The 19,297-nt window shown below is 58.2% G+C and carries 15 protein-coding genes and 1 tRNA gene; 9 read left to right on the forward strand and 7 right to left on the reverse strand.

What is annotated here, in order from left to right:
• The first annotated feature begins 6 nt into the window (after positions 1 to 6).
• Positions 7 to 1,128: a YcbK family protein gene (locus ACYG97_RS10885; RefSeq protein ID WP_245260877.1), complete on the forward strand. Its 1,122-nt coding sequence runs from the start codon at positions 7 to 9 to the stop codon at positions 1,126 to 1,128.
• 323 nt (positions 1,129 to 1,451) lie between these two features.
• Positions 1,452 to 1,526, forward strand: a tRNA-Glu gene (locus ACYG97_RS10890).
• Positions 1,527 to 1,856: 330 nt separating this feature from the next.
• On the opposite strand, the gene ACYG97_RS10895 is transcribed toward ACYG97_RS10890, so the two are convergent.
• Positions 1,857 to 2,729: a methyltransferase domain-containing protein gene (locus ACYG97_RS10895; RefSeq protein ID WP_084023785.1), complete on the reverse strand. Its 873-nt coding sequence runs from the start codon at positions 2,727 to 2,729 to the stop codon at positions 1,857 to 1,859.
• Positions 2,730 to 3,197: 468 nt separating this feature from the next.
• Between ACYG97_RS10895 and ACYG97_RS10900 the strand changes: the two genes are divergently transcribed.
• The 3 genes from ACYG97_RS10900 to ACYG97_RS10910 all read left to right on the forward strand — a co-directional run bounded on the left by ACYG97_RS10900 (position 3,198) and on the right by ACYG97_RS10910 (position 8,442).
• Positions 3,198 to 3,836, forward strand: coding sequence for a class I SAM-dependent methyltransferase (locus ACYG97_RS10900; RefSeq protein ID WP_352913741.1), 639 nt, complete (start codon positions 3,198 to 3,200; stop codon positions 3,834 to 3,836).
• Positions 3,806 to 6,352, forward strand: a complete 2,547-nt coding sequence (locus tag ACYG97_RS10905) for a glycosyltransferase (RefSeq protein WP_023734482.1) — start codon at positions 3,806 to 3,808, stop codon at positions 6,350 to 6,352. Before ACYG97_RS10900 ends, ACYG97_RS10905 begins: the two co-directional genes overlap by 31 nt.
• A gap of 362 nt (positions 6,353 to 6,714) precedes the next feature.
• Entirely contained in the window at positions 6,715 to 8,442 is a 1,728-nt protein-coding gene (locus ACYG97_RS10910; RefSeq protein ID WP_023734483.1) for an adenylate/guanylate cyclase domain-containing protein, read from the forward strand.
• A 231-nt stretch (positions 8,443 to 8,673) separates the two neighbouring features.
• On the opposite strand, the gene ACYG97_RS10915 is transcribed toward ACYG97_RS10910, so the two are convergent.
• The 4 genes from ACYG97_RS10915 to ACYG97_RS10930 form a co-directional block, all read right to left on the reverse strand.
• The gene (locus ACYG97_RS10915; protein ID WP_023734484.1) at positions 8,674 to 9,717 is read right to left on the reverse strand and encodes a class I SAM-dependent methyltransferase; all 1,044 of its coding nucleotides are present in this window, start codon (positions 9,715 to 9,717) and stop codon (positions 8,674 to 8,676) included.
• Positions 9,714 to 10,703: an acyltransferase family protein gene (locus ACYG97_RS10920; protein ID WP_084023787.1), complete on the reverse strand. Its 990-nt coding sequence runs from the start codon at positions 10,701 to 10,703 to the stop codon at positions 9,714 to 9,716. Before ACYG97_RS10920 ends, ACYG97_RS10915 begins: the two co-directional genes overlap by 4 nt.
• 67 nt (positions 10,704 to 10,770) lie before the next feature.
• Entirely contained in the window at positions 10,771 to 11,019 is a 249-nt protein-coding gene (locus ACYG97_RS10925; RefSeq protein ID WP_245260879.1) for a hypothetical protein, read from the reverse strand.
• Positions 10,997 to 11,869: an ATP-dependent DNA ligase gene (locus ACYG97_RS10930; RefSeq protein ID WP_023734488.1), complete on the reverse strand. Its 873-nt coding sequence runs from the start codon at positions 11,867 to 11,869 to the stop codon at positions 10,997 to 10,999. Before ACYG97_RS10930 ends, ACYG97_RS10925 begins: the two co-directional genes overlap by 23 nt.
• 124 nt (positions 11,870 to 11,993) lie before the next feature.
• Between ACYG97_RS10930 and ACYG97_RS10935 the strand changes: the two genes are divergently transcribed.
• The 4 genes from ACYG97_RS10935 (at position 11,994) to galE (ending at position 15,784) form a co-directional block, all read left to right on the forward strand.
• The gene (locus ACYG97_RS10935) at positions 11,994 to 12,182 is read left to right on the forward strand and encodes a DUF3606 domain-containing protein (RefSeq protein WP_023734489.1); all 189 of its coding nucleotides are present in this window, start codon (positions 11,994 to 11,996) and stop codon (positions 12,180 to 12,182) included.
• Positions 12,183 to 12,371: 189 nt separating this feature from the next.
• On the forward strand, positions 12,372 to 12,509 hold the full coding sequence (locus ACYG97_RS10940) for a hypothetical protein (protein WP_023734491.1): 138 nt from the start codon (positions 12,372 to 12,374) through the stop codon (positions 12,507 to 12,509).
• Positions 12,510 to 13,667: 1,158 nt separating this feature from the next.
• A complete protein-coding gene (locus tag ACYG97_RS10945) occupies positions 13,668 to 14,705 on the forward strand; it encodes a UDP-glucuronic acid decarboxylase family protein (RefSeq protein ID WP_023734492.1) in 1,038 nt (345 codons plus the stop codon).
• Positions 14,705 to 15,784 carry a UDP-glucose 4-epimerase GalE gene (gene galE / locus ACYG97_RS10950; RefSeq protein ID WP_023734493.1) on the forward strand — a complete coding sequence of 360 codons (1,080 nt, stop codon included), beginning with the start codon at positions 14,705 to 14,707 and terminating at the stop codon, positions 15,782 to 15,784. The genes ACYG97_RS10945 and galE overlap by 1 nt, the downstream gene beginning before the upstream one ends.
• A 66-nt stretch (positions 15,785 to 15,850) precedes the next feature.
• Here galE and ACYG97_RS10955 read toward each other — a convergent pair whose 3' ends face one another.
• Positions 15,851 to 16,420, reverse strand: a complete 570-nt coding sequence (locus ACYG97_RS10955) for a DUF995 domain-containing protein (protein ID WP_023734494.1) — start codon at positions 16,418 to 16,420, stop codon at positions 15,851 to 15,853.
• A gap of 230 nt (positions 16,421 to 16,650) precedes the next feature.
• The gene (locus ACYG97_RS10960) at positions 16,651 to 19,140 is read right to left on the reverse strand and encodes a sulfatase-like hydrolase/transferase (RefSeq protein ID WP_023734495.1); all 2,490 of its coding nucleotides are present in this window, start codon (positions 19,138 to 19,140) and stop codon (positions 16,651 to 16,653) included.
• Positions 19,141 to 19,297: the final 157 nt, after the last annotated feature.

The following is a 19,297-nucleotide window of genomic DNA, read 5'->3' on the forward strand; positions in this document are numbered from 1 at the left end:
CCCACAATGTCCGTCGGCATGCCTGGCTACAACGCGACCGCTTCTGACATCGCCGCGGCTTCCGGCGCCAGCCCTGCGGCGCCGGGCGATTCGACCGTGCAGGTCACATCCACCGGGCCGCAGATGATGATGACGGCAGCGGGCGATGCGACACTGCCCGAGCAGGTCGCCTATGTGCCGGTGGCCAAGCCCGGCACCGGCTTCCCGGTCAATGTTCCCGCCGGCTCCGAAACCATTGTCGGCCAGACGCCGCAGTCGCTGCAGCAGTCAGCACAGACCGCGGCCGCAACGGACGCCGTGGCGCAGAAGATCGCCGCCGCCGATGCCGGCGTGACCGCACCGAAAGCGACGGCAGCGGCACCCGCGACCAACGAGGTCTACGTGACCGCCGCGCCCCAGCAGATCGACACGCCGAAGAAGGGCTTCCTGGCCTCACTGTTCAGCACCACGCCAACCTCGGCGGCACCTGCTCCGCTGGTCAACTCGCGCTCGGGCGAACAGCCTGCGGTTGCTGCCCAGAAGGCCGCCCCGGCAAAGCCGATCATCACGTTGGCCTCAGCCAGTTCGGCCGACAAGCCCTTGCAGCTTGCCTCGCTTGGCAACGAGAGCAACCACATCACCGGCAGCGATGCGCTGCCCGGCGTGCGCCAGACGGCGCTGTTCGAGATCAAGCGCAAATCCGGCCTCGACGATGAAAGCGACGTCGACCTGAACGAGGACGAGGGTTCGGGCGGCGCCTATCAGGTGGCTTCCGCCGCCGGCCTCGCCCGGTTGGCGCCCAACGGCCTGTTGAAGCAAAACGAGAGCGTCGACGTCGCCTGCCTGAAGCCGTCGCTGGTGCGGGTGCTGAAGACCATCGAAGGCCATTACGGCCGCAAGATGATGGTCACATCAGGCTACCGCGACCCGGCCCGCAACCGCCGCGCCAACGGCGCCAAGAATTCGCTGCACATGTATTGCGCCGCCGCCGACATCCAGGTTCCCGGCGTCTCCAAATGGGAACTGGCGAGCTACATCCGAACCATGCCCGGCCGCGGCGGCGTCGGCACCTACTGCCATACCGAATCCGTTCACGTCGACGTCGGCCCCGAGCGCGACTGGAATTGGCGCTGCCGCCGGCGGGGGTAGCATCCCCATTCGGCAAACGGGCCGAGGGGCTGTTAGCAGCCCGCCGTTTTTTCCGATTAGCTATCAGCGACGTTCGAGATTAGCCGAGGCACCCGCGACTTCGTCATCCTATGGCGAAGCAAGGCGCGCAGCGACGCAGCGCAGACCATAGGATGACGACTGCGCGGCGCGTTCATCCAAAGATGTGCAACGACGCGAGGCCAGAAACCTGCGCTGGCTCACCAAACTGGCTTTTCTTGCCCCTCTTGAAAAAAGTTTCCGCATCTGGCGGCTGATGGGTTGCCGGTTGGCAACAACGCAATTATAAGCCGCTTCGTCTGAGCGCGCCCATCGTCTAGCGGTTAGGACACCGCCCTTTCACGGCGGTAACAGGGGTTCGATTCCCCTTGGGCGTACCAGATCTTTCAGGCACTTAGCCTACCTTTTTTCCTTACGTCGAATGTGCGTCGAATATACGCCTGCGAACATTGGCGGATGCTGGGTGTTGATTCCGTCCGTTTTGCCGAAAACTGCCGTGGTGGGGAGCCGAGCTGATGGGATTTCTTGGTCGCTCCCGGTGGTCGGCTCGCGCGAGGCTACTGTTGTCGGACGGTCTGCTTCCAACTCCCGTGAACATCGGTTTTGGGCACCGGTCTTGAAATTCGGTTGCGGCCGTCCCTGCCCTTCCCTTTTGGTACTGCGAAATCCTTGTCTGTAACGGCGTTGAGCCGCTCCCAAATACGTTCCTGCTACGCTGTCCGGTGCATACCGTAGCGTTGCGTTGCAAAAACCGTAGCAGTGTGTTCGCAACCTGTTCTGTCTCGAACTCCTAGTCTTTCTAGGCAAGATCGCCCTATGTCGAGAACCAGCATGGAGGACGCATCGTCTTCGCGGAAGTTTCCGGCGATGCCACTAAGCAGAAACTGCATAATTGTCCCGCCACACGCATTAATTGCGATGATGTCGAAATTGTCTGCGATAGCGGAAACGATGTCCTGCGACCGAATAGCTTCCGACGGATCGACACGCCGAACCTCGGCTGGATCCGGTATGGGTGCTTGAGTCGCCACTTGACCAAGGTTCGCAGGGATAAAACTCCGTCGATATTGGTGCGGGATCAAATGGAACGCATGTGAGATCGCCTCCCGTTGGGCAGGCGGAAAGCCGAAATGGTTCGCTCCGACATACTCGTTGACGAACAGCAGACCACCCGGCTTGAGGCTATTGTGGACACGTTCGAGCACGCGCTCAAGCGCTTGGATATGGTGAAGCGATCCGTTGAACCAAGCGGCATCATACACTCCCTGCTCTAGGCCCGCCGTTTCGATGTCTGCGCAGCGATAGTGGATGCCGGTGAACCCTTCTTGACGTGCTGCCAATATTGCACCCTGGATTGCCGCTGGCGCGATATCGAACGCATCGCACATTATACTGGCGTCAATTCGCATGAAGTGCCGCTCAAGGTCGCCGTAACCGCAGCCGATGCTAAGCATGCGAAGCTCGTGACCTTGCGGGGCGAATGACCCAAGGCAATACTCTACCCACGACCCATAATTCCCGCCGGCGCAAGCGCGACGCTGGTGACGCGCCATGACGGCTGGGACAGCAAGCCAGTAGGACATTCGCCGAGAACTCGTCAGATCCGCTGCTTATATCAGACCAGCGCTCCGCGACGCGCGCTTTGTCGTCGTTAGTCATAGCGCCTTCTATCGGCATGCTAAGCTTTCTCCATCCTGTCATACTGAATTTCGGCGTAGCCTGCTTCCACCGGCAATTGCGTTCAACCGGTATCTTAGCGTATCTCCCTCATTGGGGAACACTGGCGCCGCCAGCGTGGGATCAGGAGCTCTGATGTCGTCGCGTAAAGAGGCAGGACAGAAGCCACACGCTCCCATGAATAGTGAGACCTATTGGTCGCGCCGCTTCGAAACCGACTGGGTTGTCAATCGAGGTCGGGAGCAGTCGGTTTTCTTTGGCCGGATCATTCTCGATCATCTGCCGGAATGGCTGACCCGTTCGCTGCGTGATGAGCGCTGGACGATCTGCGATTGGGGGGCGCTCTGGGCGACGGTACGGACCTCCTGGCTCAAGTGTTCCCAGGCCCGGTCACAGGGATCGATTTCGCCGAACCCGCGATTGCCTCGGCGCGCGCGACATTTAGCAAGCCGCATTTTTTGCGGGTCGACCTTTTTCGCGAACTGTTCAATGAGCGTTTCGATGTGGTTGTCTCCTCCAACACCCTTGAGCACTTCGACGATCCCGTGGCCGTCCTCGAGCGTCTCGGGGAAATGGCAACCGAAGCTCTTGTGATCCTCGTCCCCTTCCGAGAGTATTTGAGGTTAGACGAGCACAAAAGTACGTTCGATCCCTCGAACATCCCGGCAACGCTTGCAGGCGGGGAACTAGTGCTGGCTACCTCGAAAGTTGTCGACGCTCGAGCGATGGAGCCGACGTATTGGGCAGGCGAGCAAATCCTTCTCGTTTATGCCCGAACACAACGTATCGCCGAGCGTGAATTTCGCCTCAGTGACCTCACGTTCGAGCATTGTCCGTCCGCCCCGATCGCGCGTAGGCAGATCGAACTGAGGACGAGGCGCGGGCCAGGAGCTTCATCGACGAACGCGCGCGTTGGAACGTCGAGGTCGCCAGGCTGGCCAGGGAACTCAGCGACGTCAGGATCGAACACGCGGAAGCCGAAGTGGTTCATTCGGCGACCAAGCGTCGAATAGTTGAACTGTCGGAGGAAGTCGGGGCGGCGAACACACGAAGCCTTGAGACCGAGCGTATCCGCACGGCCTTGGCTGATGAGGTGGCGCGGCTCAGCGACTCACTATCGGCTGAACGTCATGCCACCAATGTCGAACGGGTCAAAGTCGCCGAGCTTCTCGCAGCCGCCAACCTGGCTGCCCTTGATCACTCGCGGCAGATCCGGGCGCTAGCTGAGGAGTTTCGGGTCGGTCGCAAACCCGTAAAGGAGATTAGCGAGTTCCTTGCCAATGCAACACAAGGCCAGGAGTGGAGCAATTCCGCCAAAGACGAGGAGATCGCGACACTGCGAACTCTCCTCCAGGCGCGCGATGATGGTATCGCCTGGCTGCAGGGCGAGATACAAGTCCTAGCCGGCGAGTACGAGCGGCGACGTACCAGCTTCCGCATTCTCCTGGCTGACCTGATCATCCTGATCCGGCGTAGATGGCCCTGGCTCCGGGGCATCGGAAAGGTCCTCCTTCCGCGTCGTCTACGTTTCAGGATATTATCCCGGGCGAATTCCTCGCCACTCCTGACGCTCGTAAATCGCGCCGGTGGTCAACCGCGGGCCGTCATGGCTCCAAGTGTTGCCAGGGCCGGGACACCGGGCGCGCCCGCGCCAGGAGCGGAGCACGCCGGTCTCCTAGACATAGTATGCTTCGCCAACATCGCTTGGTCAGCGCGTTACCAGCGTCCTCAGCAGCTAATGTCGAACCTCGCTGCCCGCGGCTACCGCGTGTTCTATATCGTACCCTCGCGCACGCCTCCATCGGGCCGGGATTACGACCTCATGGAGGTTGCGAACGGCGTCTTCGAGGTCTCATTGCGAGCCGACGGAGTGCAGGATTTCTACAGCAAATCTATGAGCCGTGGGAATCAGACAGCCTTCGGGGAAGCGATGTCGGCGCTCGCGCGCGATCTCAGGATTAAAACTGCGGTCACCGTCGTCCACCTCACATACTGGACGCCGCTAGCACTTGCGTTGCGGACGTCCCGCGGGTGGCACGTGCAGTACGATTGCATGGACGAGTGGGACAATTTCCCGAACATCGGCCGCGACCTCCTCCATGACGAGGAGACGCTGGTTCGTGAAGCCGACCTCGTGACCGTCACAGCCGCCCTGCTACAGGATAAGTGGCAAGCCAAGGCGCGCCGTTGCGCCGTCGTTCGCAATGGGGTGGACTACGCGTTCTTCCAAGAGCGGTGCGTTCCGAATGATCTCTTGGCAAGCATGAAGGCTCCGATCATCGGCTACTATGGTGCGCTCGCCGAATGGCTCGATTTCGAGCTAATCGCTGCCGTGGCCCGCCAGCGTCCCGATTGGTCCTTCGTTTTGATCGGCGATGATTTCTCCACTGACCTGGCCGGCCTCGACAGCCTTCCAAATGTGCATCTGCTTGGACTGCGTCCCTATAGTGAGATGCCTCAATACCTCTACTGGTTCGACGCATGTTTGATTCCGTTCCGGGTTTACAACGTCACGCATGCGGTCGACCCGGTGAAGTTCTATGAATACATGAGCGCCGGAAAGCCTGTAATCGCGACGCCGACTGCTGAACTCCAAGTCTACAAGGACTATCTCTCATTCGCGGCCACTCCTGATGAGACAGTGCAGGCCATAGAAGCAGCGCTTGCCGATAGTGACCAGGCACTGTCCCGCCGCCGACGGGAACTGGCGAAAGCTAATGACTGGTCCGAGCGGGTGGACGCCACGCTCACGGCCCTCCGTCACGGCTTTCCAGTGGTGTCAATCATTGTTGTTGCGTACAACAACATCGATCTCACTAAGGCCTGCATCGACAGCCTGATCCGGAATACCACTTACCCGAATTACGAGATCATCGTGGTCGACAACGCATCGGAAGACGGAACGCAGTCTTACCTACGACAACTATCCGGCTTGGAGCTGCCCGTCAGGATCGAGCTCAATCGGGATAACCGCGGGTTCGCTGCCGCAAACAATCAAGGCCTACGTATAGCGACTGGCGACGTACTCGTTCTTCTGAATAACGACACCCTCGTGCCGAAGGGATGGCTCGACCCCCTCATTCGTCACCTGGAAAATCCATCTGTCGGCCTTGTCGGTCCTGTCACCAACGAGATCGGCAACGAAGCGAAAATCTCGGTGGATTATGTAGACACGGAAGGCATGGAGGCGTTTGCAGATAAGAATGCGGCTCGTCACGCCGGTCAATCCTTCGACATTCCAATGTTAGCGATGTTCTGCGTCGCGATGCGTCGTGACACGATGGAGGCTGTGGGACCACTCGACGAGGCATTCGGGCTGGGGCTATTCGAGGACGACGATTATTCACGCCGCATTCATGAAAAGGGCTTGCGCACAATCTGTGCCGAAGACGCCTTCGTTCACCATATTGGTGGGGCAAGCTTCACCAAGCTCCCACAGGCGGAATACGCCGAGCTCTGGCAGCGCAATCAAGCCCAGTTTGAAAGTAAATGGGGCGGGTGGACGCCTCACCGCCACCGTGATGTTTAAGAAAATAATTGGCGGGGTGTGGCGGCAAGAACAAATGGCCAAGATTTTATGCGTTATCGGGTCTCAGGACTGGCAATCTCCAGCACCCATTTCCGGAGGAGTAACCGAATGGCCACTTCGATAGTGGCGACTGTGCATTTCGCACCAACTGAGAAGGCTCAACGTCGCGCTACTGAACCAAGGGGTTGGGAGTTCGGCCATCAGCTTCCTGTTGCTGACGTCGGTCGCCTTATTGAGAAGGGGTATTGCTTGGCTGTCAGGCGCCTCGGCCTATTCGCGCTAGGGCTTTGCACCCCCCTTCCGGACACTAAGAATAGCTCGTACAGTCTAGCATTCCTCAGCCCATCGACTGTGGGACCGGTATGGTGGAACAGCAGACGACCCGCCGGCTTTCGGCCATTCTAGCAGCCGACGTTGTCGGGTACTCCAGCATGATCGGAACCGACGAGGCCGGAACAGTGGCGGCGCTGCGGGAGGTTTGGCGAGAAACTTTCAACCCCGCTGTCACCGCGCGTCACGGCCGCATTGTAAAGATGATGGGCGACGGAGCGCTGGTCGAATTTCCAAGTGTAGTGGGTGCGGTCGAATGCGCAGCGGCGATCCAGCGAGCGATGGTTGAGCGAAATCTCGTCTCCACTCCCTCAATTCAATTTCGCATCGGCATTAATCTTGGCGACGTCATAGTAGAGGGCGATGACATTTTCGGTGACGGCGTGAACATCGCCGCGCGGATCGAGGCTATCGCCAAGCCCGGTGGCGTGTCGGTGTCCGCTTCTGTTCGGGAAAATGTCGGCAACAAGCTCGAATTGGCATTCGAAGATACCGGCGAGCACAGCCTTAAGAATATCGAGCAACCGATACAGGTCTACAATGTCCTTTTGGACAGCACGTTGCCCAAGGGCGCCGCCAGCGCGCGCGCTTCGGAAACGCGGACCAAAGGCAGCATAGCCGTGCTGCCTTTCTCCAACATGGGAGGAGATCCGGAGCAGGATTATTTTGCTGAAGGCATCGCGGAAGACATTCTGACCGAACTTTCGCGCTTCAGAAACCTGTTCGTGATTGCCCGGAATTCATCGTTCTCGTTCAAGGGTAAGGACGTTGGTACTCAGGAGATCGGAAAGGCACTGAATGTCGAATATATCGTAGCTGGCGGCGTGAGGCGCATCGGCAAACGGGTCCGCGTGGCGGCACAACTTATCCACAGCACTACTGGTCAGGAACTTTGGGCCGAACGCTATGATCGCGAAGTTGAAGATATCTTCGTCGTCCAAGACGAAGTTGTCCGAACCATCGTTGTCACGCTCGAATCGCGCCTTCAATTGGCCATTGCCAATGATGCGAGCAAGCGGAATCTCCCGAGCCTGGCGGCCTATGAATGCGTTCAATTGGCAAAAAAGTATGTTGCCCTGCATGATGCTGCACGAGCAATGCCATTTGTAGAGAGGGCTCTCCAGCTAGATGCTGAATACGCCGTTGCTTATGCTATGCGAGCCGCGACGTTCTACGTGCAGTACCTCGAAAACGCGCAAGCGAATACGCTCGACGAAATGGCGGCGGCCTCTCGAACCGCCATCGCTTTGGATGAAGGTGATTCCATAGGGCATGCGCTACTCGGAATGGCCCTGATTCTCAAAGGGCAATACGAGTTGGCAGCGTCTCATCTGGAACGGGCCATCAGCCTAAATCCGGCCAATTCTGTCGCCGTCGCGTATCAGGCAGAGTTGCTCTTGCGAAACGGTGACTTCGCCATAGCGCTCAAGACGATGGATGAGTTGCTTCAGCGCGATCCAATTCCGGCTACATGGCATTGGGAAATCAAGGGCATGGCTCTACTAATGCTGCGACGATATCAAGAAGCGATCTTGGCATTTTCTCGGCAGATCCATCCATTTTGGTACATTCATGGCGACCTAGCGATGTGCCATGCGCGCCTCGGTCACCTGGGTGAGGCGAAGGCGGAGGTTGAGAAGCTCATATCGGCAATGCCCGATATAACGATCAGCCGGTATGTCGAAATCGACCCATATAGAAATCAGCAGGATCGCGACTTCATCGTAGAGAGCCTTCGGCTGGCTGGGCTGCCCGAGTAGCGATGCCAGATTAGCGCTCGCGCGCTGGATTGCCGACCGCCCCGCAACCCTTGACGGGCGCAACCGGCCCCACAGGACCGACAGGAGCTACCGGTCCCGTCGGCGTGACGTTTGTGGCGACGCGGACGGCACTGAAGGCCGTCAACACCGGCACCACGATTCAGGTCTATCTGACCGAAGTCGGCCGCGAGGGTCGATTGAGGACGCTCTGCGCACCCACGGCCTCATCAACTAGGCCATTCCAACCAACGACAGGGCCTTTCGCTTGACGCGGCTTGCCAGAAGCAGCGCCACAGCTTTTGTTGACAGGATCGGTGGATGCACGGGTACCTCGATATGGACGGGTACCTCGATATAGACGGGTACCTCGATATAGATGGTCCTCGCCGGCATAGGCGGATTGCCGCTGCCAAACAGTTCTTGAGCCACCTCCGCGATCTGCCGTTGCGACAGTTCCAACCGCTTGGCATCGAAATCAGCCGATGACATCTTCGCAACCGGCGCGACCTTAAGCTGGACGATGAACTCGGATCCGTGGCTTTCCTCGAGACTTGTAATAGCCAGGCTGATCAGGCCCATTTGGCGCAGTTCAAGGACCAGCAATTCGAATGAAGCCGGAGTGAAGAACCAGGCGTGAGCATCGACATAGGGGCCATCGAGATTGGCGATGTCGGCCTGATAACATCCCCACGCATGGTCAAAATTCCCGGTAAAGCTCAGCGGCGCCTTCGACCCTGCAAGCCAAGAGCCGACGCTGTTTCTGTTAACGGAGCAGGCGCGGGCCTCAAAGAGAGTTTCCGGTGTGTGGCGGGTCCGCTTCTCTCGGTAGGCCGTCAGCACTTCGCGGATGCCGGTCGCCGGCTTCAGGACATCGAAGCACTTGCGCATGTCAGGTACGGCGAGAGAGACAATGCCCCCTGGCCGCAGAAGGCGTGATACCTGTTGCAAGAAGCTGACCAAATCGGGCGTGTGTTCAATGACGTGGCTGGCAATGAAAAAGTCGTAGCCGCCCGGCTTTCTAGAGAGTGCTAATGTATCTAGCGGCTCGCCTGACCAGACGATGTCGACATCTTCAATTTGATCGGCTCGCTTGCGTATGGCTTCGACTTTGTGATTGCGGGCCGCTGCGCGCAACGCTTCCCCATCCTGAAAATCGATTACCGTTGTTTTCCAGCCGTGGGCCTTCGGCGCAACGGGACTATAGAAAGGGCCGATCTCGACGCCGACCATAGTGCTCTTGTCGAGATTCCGCAGAAGCTCATCAAATCTCATCATGTTATCGCCACAACCTGATTGGTGTGGCGTTCTGTTCTCGTCATGATCAACCGTCGCGCCGGCTTTTCGATGCCGTAGTAGGTCAATGTAGCTGCCACGAGCGTACCGGCGAGGACCAATGAAGTGTAGAGGGCAGGATGTTCCGCGTAGCTGATCCAGCGTGTCAACTGCGCCATGACAGGCCAGTGCAGCAGATAGATCGAATAGGATATTTCGCCTAAGTAACGCGCGGGGCGGCTGCCAAGCGTCCTGGTTGCCAAGGGGGCCGAGATTGCGGTTTGTACGAGAAGGGCGACTGCAGCGAAATTCAGAGGGGATTTCCAGAAATCGAAAAAGTCTATGCCGAGTCGTTTCGACACTGCTGGCATTGCGGCAAAAAATAGGGCGACGGCTACGGCAAAGCTGGCGTTTGATGACGTGCGCGGCAGCAGCGAAACGCCAAGCCCGACCATAAAGTACGAGACGAAAAAGAGCCGCCCGCCGAAGGTATCGGACATTATCACCAGCAGGGGGATCGCCGTTAGCAGCATTAGGATCGATGCTAGCCTGTTGATCGAGAACATCAGCCAGATGAGGCCGAAAAGAGCGTAGAATTGAACCTCGATCGGGACCGTCCACAAGACGCTCGTCGCCTGAAAGAAGGTCAGGTGGGCTGCCAGGTTGGAGTGGTCGACGGCATAAAGAACAGGGGTTCCCGTGAAGTTCATTAGGACGAACGAAGCCAAAACTACCGCGAGATACATCGGAAACACCCGAGCGATCCGACGTCTGTAAAAGCCAGTCACTTCCGCCCCGCTGAACGGCAAGTTCAGGTACAGCATTCCCATAAGAAAACCGGAAAGGCAGAAGAAAAGTTGAACCCCGACCTGCGCACCACCGTCGCCGAAAACTCCAGGAAGGAAGCCGAGCACATTGCACACGTGGCCGGCGACCACCAACAGCGCAGCAAAGCCGCGCAGACCGTCAAGATTTTCTAGCCTTCCCATGCGGATTACGTGCCCTGAACGGCGGTAACATGCTACAGGGTATCAGAATTACTTCGCTGATTTCAGGTTAGGGCGGCAAAAAGGTCACACAGAAGCTGACTAGGTAAGCCGAGTAACCGGCTTCGTCGCTGACCGTCTTGCTCTTGCCCAAACCGGCCATCGGCACACCGTCAAAGCCTTGTAGCCAGGCATCGGCATGCTCCTGCCAGTAAGGCGGCACCGCGCGCTCCTTGCCATCCTTCTGCGCCTGCGCGCCATACATCCAGGCATAGGTGGCGCGCTCCTGATCCTTCTTAGCCACGGGCATCTGTGTCATCCTCCCGCAAATCCTGCAGAGAAGCGTGCCGCAAATCTTCCTCGCCGCGCAAGTGCTTCACTCGTCCGATGATGCCGGGCTTAACCCACTGTGTCGCCGGCCGCTTCATCCCCTTCGGTGCCGGCCCGGCGTGCTCCTGGACGCGCTTCCATAGCCGTTCGCGGATTGCCCGGCTGGAGTTGATGAACGCTGAGCCGACATACTCCCCGGTCTTCCGATCGGCCATCAGCGCAAAGGCCGGCTTACCGGGTTCCCGCTCGACTCCGAGCAAGTCGTATTCTTCCACCATGTAGCTCTTGATCTTCAGCCAGGCTGTCGACCGGCCGCTGCGGTATTTGCTGTCACGTCGCTTCGATACCATGCCCTCAAGGCCGGCTTCATCGATCAGGTGGAATATGGCTTTAGCGTCTCCGGGCAGCGCTTGGCTGAACTGGATGCGGTCATCAGGCAAGATGAGGCCTTCCAGGATTTCGCGTCGGTCTTCGAGATCCATGTCCCGCAGATCGTGACCGTTCAAGTGGAGGAGATCGAAGGCGACGAAGTAGAGATCATGCTGGCGGCTGGTGATGGCTTTGCGCAGCGCCTGATAGTCCGAAAGGCCGGCTTCGTTGAGTACGACTATTTCGCCGTCAATGATGGCATTCTCGACGCCAAGGCGTTTTGCGGCACCGGCCAGATCCCTGTATTTTGCCGTCCAATTGTGGCCGTTGCGCGTGAAGATGCGCACGTCATGATCGATGATGATTTGACTGCGGTAGCCGTCGAACTTGACTTCGTGAATCCATTCGTCGCCTTCGGGAGGCTTCTCGACCAGGGTCGGCAGCAAAGGCTCGACGAACTTTAGACGCATGAACTCACCCGCACCCCGCGATTCAATTAGCTTGTGCTGAAATGGTTCCGAAACCGGAAATCGGCTTTTGGTGCAACAAAACACGTCAACTCGACGTTGCGGGATGAGCGAAGGAGGAAACGATATGGCCGATGACAAGAGCAAGCGGGATTTCCGCGATCGGGACCGTGTCTCAGCCGACGAGGATTATGAAGTTGAATATTTCGCAACAAAGACCGGCATCACACCCCAGCAGGTCAAAGAGTTGATTGCGAAGCACGGCAATCAACGCGAGACGTTCGAGCGGGAAGCCAAGGCGCTGCGGAAACAATGACCAGGCTTTCGGATCTCGGCAGACCAATAATCGGTCACCGACATGACGGCCCGCTTGCGAGCGAGCTCGATCATTTCATCCTTGCCCTGTTTGCGGCCAACAGATCGACATGCGCGATTTTCGCCAAGTCGCGTATCATTCCGATCCGGATCACGATCAGCCTATCGAGCTAGACGCTTAGGAACACAAGTGCCGAAATACCACGTTGAGGAAATGGACGGCGATACCGTGACGGCTACCCACATCGGCCACGCGACAATGCCGATCAGGGCGGCGCGGGAAGCGACAGAGCGCGAGGTCACTATGCGCACCAGCGAGCCCATCTGATCAGGGTTGCCGATGAAAAGCGCGGCCAAAGATGCAATTAGAATTTAACTGTAAAAACCTACGACGCACTTATTGCACGAACGAAGAGGTTCGGAAGTTAACTTAAAGCAGTGGGGGGTTGACGGCACCGGGCTCCGGCCAAAACACAAAAAGCCCGTCACTGTGAGGCAGCGGGCCAGTAATTCTAGGCGGGATCAGCCACCTTCCCGTTCCTTCATGTTCTGCCGCTTTCCACGGACCCAACCGCAGCTTCTAAGGCGTTCGACAGAAGGGACGACGACCGTTTTCGCGCGGCTTCGACTGGATCTCTGCTTCCGACATCCGCAAACCATACGCGGATCGCTTCAGAATGGACCGGGTTATTGGGGTATGCTGCATCTGCCAATGAAGGCGCTGCGGCTGCGGAGAGCGGTTGTGTGCGTCAAGCCCGGGCCGCCGGTGAAAGAGATAGGCGTCCCGGGCGATCGGTCGCGATTACGCCCGCCTCGTCGCGCAAGATCTCGTCGGGCAGTTGAGGGCTGACCTGGCGGGGGTTCGGCACGCTTTGGGAACCAACCGCATTAGCTTGTAAGATTTTATTGACAAGGTCCCATGTACGAATATTTTCGATATTTTCAAATACTAGACCTCCGTTAGTATAAGTTTTGCTAACGTAAGTATTAGTCTTAGATCTGCCTATTTTTTGCGGAGCTGAGAGTGTCTTGATGACCAAATTTCCGCCGATCGGCTGTCGAAAAATCAGAAAAATGGTCTTTATATTACTGTGGTCCATTCAAATTTATAGCCCAATTCTCAGCTTTATGCGGCTGCGCTGCCGCCCCGCGATTAACCACTCCCGAATGAACACGGTTAACGATTCGCTAATTTAGTTGACTATGTTTTGCACAGGTATATTTTCGAAACGTTGGGATGTGCAATTTGGGCGAGCAATGGGCGATGGTGGCATCAGGCGCGTGACCGCGGTTTCGGGGCGTATCGGATGCTGAACGGCAGCTAATAGCCGCGTAGCACCGCCCAGCAACTCAAAAAGCAATCGACAGACAACAGGAGTGGACGATTCCGCGGGAGCGGAAGGTTTGTGACGTTCTCAGGAACGTCGCCCGGCAACGCTATGGCCGGCAGTAGTGTGCGCAGTGCGTAAGGGCGAAGGGGTGGAGTATGGGTAGAACTGTCAATGTTCTGAAACTCGGGGCCGGGAACACCCGAAGGGGCGCGAATTCCAATCGGGGTCGCGCGCTGGTTGCCGGTGGGGCAGGATTCCTGGGTTCGCATCTGTGCGAGCGTCTTTTGCGGGATGGTTACGACGTTGTCGTGTTGGACAATTTCCACACCGGCAAAAGATACAATCTCAACGCCCTCATGCGCGATCCGCGATTTACGTGCATCGAGCACGACATCGTCGACCCACTGCCCTTGGATCTCCAGGTCGATGAAATCTACAATCTCGCCTGTCCGGCGTCCCCGCCGCATTACCAGGCAAATCCGATCCATACGTTCAAGACAAGCGTGCTTGGTTCGCTGAACCTGCTCGAACTCGCGCGGCGGAACAATGCGAAGATATTTCAGGCTTCGACGTCCGAAGTCTACGGCGACCCCCTGGTACATCCGCAGCCGGAAGGCTACTTCGGCAACGTCAACCCGCACGGTCCGCGATCCTGCTATGATGAGGGCAAGCGTTCGGCCGAGACGCTGTTCTTTGATTATTCGAGAACGTATAGCCTCGATGTCCGCGTCGCACGGATCTTCAACACCTATGGCCGCCGCATGCAACCAGACGATGGCCGCGTCGTGTCGAACTTCATCGTCCAGGCTTTGCGCGGTGACGACCTGACCGTCTACGGCAGCGGCCGGCAGACCCGTTCATTCTGCTACGCGGACGACCTCATCGAAGGTTTTATCCAGTTGATGAACGCACCGAGCGCACCGCAGCACCCGGTCAATCTCGGCAACCCTGCCGAATTCACCATTCTGGAACTGGCGACACAGGTGCTCGAATACACCAACTCACGTTCGAAGATCGTGCATCGGCCGCTGCCGGTCGACGATCCCAAGCAGCGTCGGCCGGACATCTCATTTGCCCGGGAAAATCTTGGCTGGGAGCCAAAGATCAGCCTGAGCCAGGGGCTCGCGCACACCACGGCGTATTTTGACGCCCTTCTCTACCCGAACCGGCGCGTCAAAGAAGCTGCGATGTAATGAGCCGCCCGGCAATCCTGGTGACGGGTGGGGCCGGTTACATCGGCAGCCACACCTGCAAGCTGTTGTCAGCTGCCGGCTACCTGCCCGTCGTTTTTGACAATCTGAGCCGTGGCAATGAGAGATCCGTTGCCTGGGGGCCGCTTGTTGTCGGCGATATCCGGGACCGGGAGGCGCTACAGCAGGCGATCAGCACCTACCAGCCGCAAGCGATCATCCACTTTGCTGCGCTGGCTTATGTGGGCGAGTCTGTTCACGAGCCCGCAGAGTATTATTCGACCAATGTGTCGGGTACCATCGCGGTGCTTGATGCGGCACGCTCGAGTTCTATCGAAAACATTATCTTTTCAAGCAGCTGCGCGACATACGGCGTGCCCGAAACACTGCCCATTCGAGAGACCTCGGCGCAAAATCCAATCAGCCCCTATGGGCGAACCAAGCTGATGGGCGAGCAGATCATCAGCGACTACGCCAGCGCCTACGGAATGAAATATGCGATCCTGCGTTATTTCAACGCCTGCGGCGCCGATCCCGACGGCGAGCTCGGTGAGTGGCACTCGCCTGAAACGCACCTGATCCCGCGAGTGCTTATGGCCGCATCCGGCATCATCGACGAGATCGAGGTTTTCGGCGCGGATTATGACACGGCGGATGGCACTTGTGTGCGCGACTACATCCATGTCAGCGATCTCGCCCGCGCGCATCTGAGGGCTCTCATGTATCTGGAGGCGGGTGGCGAAAACCTGTCCGTCAATCTCGGCACCGGACGCGGGGTATCGATCAAGGAGATTCTCCAGGCGGTGACCCGGATGACGTCAAAATCGGTTCCGGCCGTCTTCAGGCCCGGGCGCCCGGGAGACCCGGCGGAGCTCTATGCCGACCCGATCAAAGCGCGCGAACACCTGGGCTTCGTGCCGGAACTTTCCGACATCGATACCATCGTCAGGACAGCCGCCCCGTTCTTCGGACTGGAGGCCACCGCGTTCACAATTCCGATGCCGATGGCGAGGCGCCGCCGGTCCACTGCGCCAGGAATGCCAAATGCATCGGAGGACATCACCAGCTCTCAAAGCTGGTAGTCGTCCCTCTTTGTCGCTTATCGGGGACGTGGCTCATTGAGGTGGGTGACAGCTTCTCAGCGAGCCTCAACTTTTGGAATCGATCGAGGTACGGATCTTGTCGAACTGCCCGCCCTTTGTATCGCCTTCCTCGAATTTTCGTTGCTCGTCGGAAGGGTCTCCCGGAGAGTGCCGGAAACTGTACCAGAGACCGTCCGGATCCTTGCGCTGTTCGAGGATCCCACTCCGGAAGCGGTGGCTGAAACACGTGCGGATCGGCGCTGCGGCGTAGGTCTTGGACCGCCAGACGAGATCCATGCACATCTTGCCATCGTTGCTCAGATGCCATCTGCCTTCGCCGACAGAAGCCGTGTCTTGCTCGGAGGTCCAGGCCCGGACCGGTCGATCCTTCTGTCCGAAATAGGCCGCTCCGTTTTCCCATATCCACGTGCGGTCAGCATAAACAAGCTGAAGTTGGAAAGCCGTGGGAACGGCAACGGCATCTGCAGGGCCGCTGTCTTTGGGACCAGCTGCGTGCGCGGCTCCGCAAAGCGCCATCTGGCACCAAATGGCCAGGACGGGCGCAAGCGAGATGGCAAGTCGATGGCGCCTCGCCCAGCTCGCTGACTCAAATGGCAATCCGGTCCTGTTCGTCATGCTGAGCGGTCGCATTCAATGTTCGCTTCCCAAGCGGGCGTCGACCGGCCGAGCATACCGCAAGAACGGGCCCGGTCCGTCCTGCGCTGACAAGTGGCTTCACGCTGGAACCGTCAGTATTTCGCATGCTAGTGAGTACCCCGCGAAGATGTCAACCGGTAGGACCGGGCAGTGTCTGTCGCGGCGCGCACGGGCTGCAAATCGAGGACGACGGTCTGCCACGCGGCACGCTATAGACATCCCTCGACGAACGGGCCGCTAACCCATAGCGAGCCGTTGCTGTACATGGCGGTCCCGTTGTCGTCGGTGTAGCCATGCGATTGCTCGTCGACATGCAGCCTGGTGGTTGGCACCAACTGACCGTTCACCTTGACGCTCTTGATGTACAGATTGCGATCACCTGCCTTGCCGTCTCCGCCCCACAGGTCGTTGGTGTAGCGAAGCTCGATCGTCTTCGGGTTAGGCACGCTGCTGAGATCGATGTGGAACGGCTTGGCCACGGTTGACGCCTGCATCAGCTCCGCCATGGCGGCTTCGGGCGTCGATGCGACGCTTTCATTCCCCGGGACGTCGATCTCGGCGATGGTCTTTCCGTCGACCACGACGTCGAACCGAGGTGCGCCCCGGAGATTAATGCCGGCAGCGTCGACCTCCAGACTGGTGATGGAGCACCGTCCTGTATCTTTCGCCGCGGCGGTCACCAGGTCGGCCATACGCTGCCTCTGCGACTGCACCCATCCGGCGATGGGCTGCAGCAGTGCGTTTCGGTCGCCGGTATCGACCTTGAAGAGGTTGGTTCGTTCGTCGGCATCGGCCTTGAGGTCGTATTCCTCCACCTTGCCGGTGGTCGCGTTGAAGATGATCTTTCGGTCGTTCTCACGATAGCCGAACAGGAAACCGGACCAGGGATTGAAGAAGAAGGTCTTGTTTGGCCGTTGCTCGCTGAACAGGCTGCGCCCCTGCCACTGCTTGGGCAGCGGAAGTCCGAGTATGTCGAAGATCGTCGGGGCGATATCGATGATGCCGCCGACCGGGTGCGCAACCTCGTCATGAAAGAGATACTTGTTGATCATGATGAGCGGGATGTGGATGTTTTCCTCGTAGATGGCGCTGGCATGAATGTAGTCGCCATGCTCCCCGAACGCCTCGCCATGATCGCCCAATATCACCACGAGCGTCGAATCGAGCTTGCCGGACTGCTTTAGCGATTCAAGGATCTCGCCAAGCGCTGCATCGCCGACCTTCAGGGCGTTGAGATAGGCATTGAATTTCTGGTCGTCCGAGTAGTGGACCAGCGTGTTGCCATCGGAGGAAGGCGCCATCTTCGAAAACATCGGGCTGTCGGTGATGTAGGGATAATGGGTCATCGCGGTGAACATGATGCCGAAGAAGGGTTTTCCCGCGTCCTTGTTCATCCAGTCGATGATCGACTGCGCCGTGCAAAGATCGCTGTTGTAATCCATGTTCTTCCATTGCTCGGAGCTGAGCTTGAAGGTCGGGGTGCCGCATTTCTGCCCCCGGTAGTCCTGGACCACATCCAGTCCCTTGTTGAGGAAAAACTCATCGACCCGTTGGAATCGGGAATCCGCGCTCCAGAAAAACCCTGTGCGGAAATTGTTCTTGGACAAGGTGTTGGAGATCGAGTCCAGCGGCAGATAGGGAAACCTTGCCGTCATGCCATAATATGAAATGTCGTTGTACATCGAGGTGAGCAGAGAAAATATCGAGTAATGCGTGGACGGTGCGTGCGCATATATGTTGTCGAATCGTATCGAGTCCTTTGCATACCTCTTCATATTCGGCGTGACCGGATACTTGCCGCCAAACGTCTCGATGTATTTGGATGGCACCGACTCCATCATGAAAATCAGCACGTTCTTGATTGGGTTTGGCGTCGGCGCCTTGAAGGTCGACGTTTCCGGCGGTCGCTCGCCGACGCTGGCGACATCCGGGTCATTGGTGCTGGCATTCATCGTCAGCACGACCGGCGTTGGATTGAGCAGGGCCGATTTAACAAAATACAGGATCGGATTGTCGATCTCGGCCGCCGGCAGCGCTTCCGCACGTACGTGGTGTCCACTACCGGCGATGGCAGCGCCGACACACACAACGAGCACGCCCAGGAAGGCCCCGTAGCCAGCGGCGCTCAGCCGCTGGCACAAACTGGCCGCGGCATAGCCAAGAATGAGCACCAGGATGACGGACCCGGAAAGGGTAGCGAAGTCCTTGATGTTGAGCGCGTCGCCCATCGCGTTCCTGGCATCGGCATTCTGCAGGAAGTCGCCATAGACCAGCCACTGGAACGTGAACGGTTCGCCCAGCATTTTGACGAGATTGATGTTGGCAAATCCCCAGCCCAGAGAGACCACGATAGCAACATAGAAGAGCAAGACGACGATTGCTGAGCCGAGACGGCTCGCCTTTGCCAGGAACAGCAGGATCAAAGTCGTCACAGTCAGGGACGTAACGACAATCAGGTCATAGTAGCTCGATGCCAATCCCTTGGGGACGGCCGCCAAAAGGCCTAAAACCGTGGTTTGCGGATCAATGATTGCGCCGCGGTAGACACCCAAAAACAGCCACGACAACAGGCCCGTGCAGATGACCCGCAGGCTCCTGCGCCGGAAGCGCACATTCTTCGCCGAAGCGGTCCCCGCCTTCGACTGCGTAAGGCCGCTCTCAGGTCGGCTCGCCGACCCCCTACTGCCGCCGATGCTCATACAAACTACCCGCCGCCAGTTTGCGCTTCGGCCCCAAACAATGGCCGACAGCCTTCAAACCCCCACCCGCAGAATCGGCTTGCGCTAAAAAAGAGTCAATGAAATGGAGCTTGCGTTAACCACGTCTCTTGAGAACTGGTTAATCCACGCGATAATC

This window comes from Mesorhizobium sp. W067, from assembly GCF_054719525.1.